Consider the following 4,923-nt stretch of genomic DNA (forward strand, 5'->3'; position numbering starts at 1 on the left):
CTGCAGACCGATCTTGCCGGACTTCGGCGCGATATGAATCGCCTGGACCGCCTTGCGCAGCAAGTCGGGCGGCTCGGGGGTCTGAAACAGCGAAACCTGTTTGTCTGAGCCTTTGCTTGCGGGCTTGCGCGGCATCGTGGTGTCCGGGTAAGGTTGCCTTATTGAGAGCGGACTTTATACCTTTTCGCGCCACGGAGCAACGTCCTTGCTCTAGCATCACTTTCACTATCTTGTCTAAGTATCAGATATGGAAGGAAAAACCTTGTTTCAACGATTTGCGCCGAGCCCCATATCCGTCTACCTGTTGATCAAAATTCCTCCCAAAAGCCGCTACCTTTCCCGCCCGCGTCGCGAAACCCGGCACAAGATTTGCCACCACGAAGGTACCCATCCATGGGGGAAAACGAATGGAATCGAGATCGCAAGAGGGATACGTGGTGCCCTGCAATACGGCCGCGATTTCTCCCATAACTTGCTACCTTTGTCGGTTCCCATACGAGGGTACCTGTCAGCGTCGTCAACCGCATTGCTTTCCGGCCCGAAGGGAGAAATCGCTCCCATAAAAGGCAACCTTCCGATTTCCCCATAAAAGGTAACCTGTCCGGAGCCCCGCTCCTGTCTATGGGAAAGCTTTATAGGACTGTTGAGCGAAGGACAGCGAATCGATCGAAACCAGCTCCCATACATGGGTACCTTTGAAATGCCCCATAACCGGCTACCCGAAGAAAATCTCTGTGCATCGATTCGACTATCGACGCAAAAAAGCGCCCCATAAAAGGCTACCTCCATGCGTTCCCATAGACGACTACCTCACGCGATTGACGGTCGATTTCCCATAACCGGATACGTTCGCCCCATATCCACAACCCTGATTTCCCACAACCCGGTACCCCAAACCCCAAATCCACAGACCTGAAGCCCCAAACCCTTCCACCTGTGCTCCCATAAATGGGTACCGAACACCGCTCAAACCCATGCCAGGCAAGGCTGTGAGCCGTCTAAAAGTAGTTAAAGAAGTAAACGTGGTTTACCAAAGATGTAAACACACGTGTGCTTGCACAGAAAGACGAACCCCATAAACCGCTACCAATGGGAGTCGTCTATGGGAAGCCAACCGCCCAGATTTCCCCTCCACGCTCCCTTTGGCCCTGTTTGACCCGCCGTTCCTGAAAGGCTTCAGGCGTGGCAAGGCATTCCGAGGAGGTGAGTACCCACTCACAAGCACCGAAACGTAGAAACTTATGGGAGGAAATCCCTGGATTCGACGTAGAGGTTCCCGTTTATGGGACCCGAAAACGGGCCGCGTGACCCTCCTGCCGCCTGTGATCGACCAGCCGAACGGATCGTTCGCTTTCCTTCACAGCAGTTCGAAATCATCCGGGACTGCCCGCGAATGGTTTTTTGTACTCGCACGGCCTCGTCTACGGACAAATTATTGTCGATCGCCTGTGACGCTGCTCGCCAAATTTAGCCTGTGGACTGTGCCCGGAGGAATCCGCGCCGGGCTGTTTTTCATCCCCACGCCCCGTCTGTTTTTCTACCTTTAAACCACGGCCGGGAAGTTTTGCTGTGGCCGCTGCAGGCAACGAGGGACTCATACCACGGCCCGAAAAGCAGACCGGATGCCGAAAAGCCATCGCACAGTGTGCCCCTTGGGACGACTTGGCACACTTCATCGATATCGTTGCCACCCAACGTGAAGATGCCGTCGGTGCCGAAGCTCACCGCAACCGATTTCCACGATGCTCCCGAACCTGCTCACCTTTCCCCCGAAGCGGAATCCCGGAAAAGCTCACCGATCGGATAAGGTACAGGTATAAGCAAGCTGTGCAGATCGCCGCTCCGTCCACATAAGGCACTCTCGATGGGAGCAAACAAGAAACGATCGGCATCGATATGTGACGCCCGACGCGTCGGCAAGCACGGCCGCATCGACGGACAAGCCTTCGCTCCATATGTATCTCCACCGGACGCGCGCTGATCGCTCATGTCGGGTTGTAGCGCATGCGTGCAACCAATCGAGCCGACGTCTTCACCGCTCGCACTAGCCGGCCTTTTTCGTCAGACCTGTCCATCGACAGAGAGCCTTGTCTCCACAGGTAACCTTTTGCATCACGAGGTGGCAACGGTTGCCGGACGAATCGCCGCACGCCGAAACGACGCAACGTAATCGTCTTGATCGTCGACGAAGCGAATCGTGGTCGTTTATGGGAGGAACCGTCGCTCGAGCCGCATCGAACGATGTCGTGACGTGTGGATCGACTGCCGCTGCGGTGATCGCGCAAGCACGACGATACCCACGTCGCGTATCGGCGTATCGGTATCACCACCCGTGAAACAGCCATCGGGGCCTCGCGCCGTATCGCGTACCGCGATTTCCGTCATCGAGCGCAGGACCTACGTTGTCTCCCATACGTATATCCCCAATTCCGTCAGCACGTTGACGCCACAATTCTTGCGACACGGTTATGATGCACAGGTCCTGATCGCGACATGACGACCGATCAGGGCAGGGGCGGTATCTCGATGGTTTTTCAAACCGTGATGGTCATCAAAAAAGAGAGTTCAGCGATGCGAATCCAGATCAGAAAACTCACGTTGGCTGCTACCGCAGCCGCTTTCCTGTTCGGCTCGGCCGTTCCGGTTTTTGCGCAGGAAACCGCCAGCGCACCGGCTGCACCGGCAGCACAGGACGCCAAGGCCGCGAAGAGCGAAGCACGCAAGGCGGCCAGGGCCAAACGCAAGGCCGAACACAAGGCCGCGCGTGCGAAGAACAACGCCGAGCTGAAGAAACTCGAAGACGCCGGTTACAAGCCGGCGGCCAATGATCCGAACTATCCGCAGAATCTGCAGAACGCGGAGAAGAAGGCCGGCGCAGCCAGCCAGTAAGCGTTGTCCGGCGGCAAGCCATGGCTCCGTCCGCGGCTTGCCTTCGTGCGTCGCAATCATGCGATGCACGAAGGCAAACACGTTCCGCAGGTTTATCCAATTTGATTCGGAATCCTGCTCATATTGAAAATGTACAACACGCAGGCAGGGGTGGTGAGCGCCACCCACCCTACACAGTCGCCCTTCCCGTTGCCTTCAGCCAGTCCTTGAACGCGCGTACGGCGTCATCGTCCGCCCGTGCGGACGCCACATACGTGAAGTAGCGCCATGGCGGCAGCGCCGGTTCGCTGAACGGCTGCACGAGCCGGCCTTCGGCGATGTCGTCGGCGACGAGCGCGATCGGCCCCATCGCGACGCCGAGCCCGTCGAGCGCGCCTTGCAGCGTCAGGTAGAAATGCTCGAGGGTGAGCGAGTGCCGCGGCACGAGGTTCGGATGCCCGGCCGCCGCGAGCCACTCCGGCCACATGCCCGGATAGGTTGCCGCGTGCAGCAGCGTGAAGCCGGCGAGATCGGCGGGTGTATCCAGCGACCGGCCCTCCAGCAACTTCGGCGCACACACCGGCAGCCGGACTTCGGACAGGAATTCCTCCGCGACGTACCCGTCGATGGCCTGCGGGCCGCCGCGAACGATCAGGTCGACCTTGTCGCGCAACTTGTCGATCGGCTCGTTCGACGTCGACAGCCGCACCTCGATGGCCGGATGCGCGACCTGGAACGACGACAGCTTCGGGACGAGCCAGCGCAGCGAGAACGTCGCGGGTGCACTGACGCGCAGCACGCGCTGCTGTGCGTGGCCGAAATGCTGTGCGGTGGCGAGCGCGATCCGGTCGAACGAAGCGCCGACCTCGGCGAGGTACGCGCGGCCGGCCGCGGTCAGTTCGACGCGCCGGTTGTGGCGTTCGAACAGCGGCCGGCCAAGCCATGCTTCCAGTTGCTGCACATGCCGGCTGATCGCGCCGTGCGTCACGCACAGCTCGTCCGCGGCCAGCGTGAAGCTGCCGAGCCGCGCGGCGGCTTCGAACGCGCGCAGCGAATTCAATGGAGGGAGTCGTCGGGCCATTGCATCGTTTCGCGTGAAATTTACTCACACGATGGTTCAGGTTTAATCGTTTGATCGGGTGATCCGGCTCCGCCAATATGGCACACAAACGGCCGACCTGGCCGAACCAGTGTCTGAATTTCTCACATGGAGTACGGAGCATGCCGAACGTGGTGGTAGTGGGCGCCCAATGGGGCGACGAAGGCAAGGGGCGCGTCGTGGACTGGCTGGCGGCGCAGGCCGATCTCGTCGCACGCTACAACGGCGGTCACAACGCGGGCCACACGCTGGTCGTCGGCGGCAACACGTACAAGCTCGCGCTGCTGCCGAGCGGCATCGTGCGCGGCAAGCGTGGCGTGATCGGCAACGGCGTGGCGCTCGACCCCGAAGCGCTGCTCGCGGAAATCGGGCGGATGGCCGAGCTCGGGCTGCCGGTGACGCCGGACAACCTGTCGATCGCCGAGAACGCGACGCTGGTGCTGCCGATTCACCGTGCGATCGATGAGGCGCAGGAGCGTTTGCGCCGCGAACCGATCGGCACCACGCTGCGCGGGATCGGGCCGGCCTACGAGGACAAGGTCGGGCGTCGCGGGCTGCGCGTCGGCGATCTCGCGGAACCGGACGGGCTCGCCGCCAAACTCGACGTGCTCGTCGACCATCACAACGCGTGGTTCCGCGGCCTGGGGCTCGACGAGTACGATCGCGACGCGATGCTGGCGACGCTGGTCGCGCTCGCACCGAAAATCCTGCCGTTCGTGCGTCCGGTCTGGGCCGACCTCAACGACGCGACCGATCGCGGCGAGCGCATCCTGTTCGAGGGTTCGCAGGCCGTGATGCTGGACATCGACTGGGGCACGTACCCGTTCGTGACGTCGTCGGGCACCGTGGCATCGGCCGCGGCCGCCGGCACCGGGCTCGGTGCGGCGAAGCTCGGCCACGTGCTGGGTGTCACGAAGGCGTATGCGACGCGGGTCGGCGGCGGCCCGTTCCTCACC

3 protein-coding genes and 1 pseudogene are annotated in these 4,923 nt (G+C 60.9%); 2 read left to right on the forward strand and 2 right to left on the reverse strand.

The window, feature by feature from the left end:
* A pseudogene (locus JMF90_RS23975) lies at positions 1 to 135 on the reverse strand (replication initiation protein); the annotation flags it as partial.
* Between the two features lie 2,391 nt (positions 136 to 2,526).
* Between JMF90_RS23975 and JMF90_RS23980 the strand changes: the two are divergent.
* A complete protein-coding gene (locus tag JMF90_RS23980; RefSeq protein ID WP_011549362.1) occupies positions 2,527 to 2,889 on the forward strand; it encodes a hypothetical protein in 363 nt (120 codons plus the stop codon).
* A gap of 169 nt (positions 2,890 to 3,058) precedes the next feature.
* Here the strand turns inward: JMF90_RS23980 and gcvA are convergent, their stop codons facing one another.
* Positions 3,059 to 3,949: a transcriptional regulator GcvA gene (gcvA, locus tag JMF90_RS23985; RefSeq protein ID WP_006480992.1), complete on the reverse strand. Its 891-nt coding sequence runs from the start codon at positions 3,947 to 3,949 to the stop codon at positions 3,059 to 3,061.
* A 140-nt stretch (positions 3,950 to 4,089) separates the two neighbouring features.
* Between gcvA and JMF90_RS23990 the strand changes: the two genes are divergently transcribed.
* Positions 4,090 to 4,923, forward strand: an 834-nt coding sequence (locus tag JMF90_RS23990) for an adenylosuccinate synthetase (protein ID WP_201325507.1), incomplete at its 3' end; no start/stop codon positions are given.

The sequence above is a fragment of the Burkholderia sp. E168m23 genome (assembly GCF_016586125.1).
GTDB lineage: Bacteria > Pseudomonadota > Gammaproteobacteria > Burkholderiales > Burkholderiaceae > Burkholderia > Burkholderia orbicola.

Bases quoted from the DNA above. Each gene is read 5' to 3' on its own strand.
- JMF90_RS23980 (WP_011549362.1), top strand. From the start codon at position 2,527: ATGGTTTTTCAAACCGTGATGGTCATCAAAAAAGAGAGTTCAGCGATG.
- gcvA (WP_006480992.1), bottom strand. From the start codon at position 3,949: ATGGCCCGACGACTCCCTCCATTGAATTCGCTGCGCGCGTTCGAAGCC.